This is a genomic window from Saccharothrix sp. NRRL B-16348 (genome assembly GCF_001280085.1).
GTDB lineage: Bacteria > Actinomycetota > Actinomycetes > Mycobacteriales > Pseudonocardiaceae > Actinosynnema.
The window spans coordinates 1-438 of sequence record NZ_LGED01000099.1 but is presented as its reverse complement, the minus strand read 5'-3'; the positions used below and the strand labels follow the sequence as shown (position 1 = coordinate 438).

Genomic DNA, 438 nt, shown 5'->3' with positions numbered 1-438 from the left:
GTGGGCAAGGCGCTCGAACTCATGGGCACGACCTGGGAGCAGGCTGGAATCCTCAAGGACGCCTATAGCGACCCGGTGCTGACCTCCCAGGGCTACCTGACGCTGAACGACACCCTCGACACCCCGGAGATCACCGTTGTCCGCAGCCCACGCCTGCTCGAATCCGGCGTGCCCGGCCCGTTGATGGTGCTCCCGACCGGCCTCACCGCACAGGCCAGGCACCATCTCATCGGCAAGGCGGTCCGCTGCCACAACGACTTCACACCGGACGGCGTCCGCGCGACCAACGACATCCTCGCCTGGACCGACGGCACGGCGTGGCGCATGTCGGCGAACGACTACCGCGAGGCCGTCACCACCCTGATCGCCCGCGGTGTCGAACTGCCGACGTTGAACAACGGCCCCGCTGAGGCCACCTGGGATCCCGACCTGGCCAAG

The 438-nt window shown here is 68.0% G+C and carries 1 protein-coding gene; it reads left to right on the top strand.

The features are described 5' to 3' along the window. Positions 1 to 21 precede the first annotated feature (21 nt). Positions 22 to 438 (top strand): DUF2399 domain-containing protein (locus tag ADK67_RS11050; RefSeq protein ID WP_157620121.1); only part of this gene is annotated, 417 nt, incomplete at its 3' end.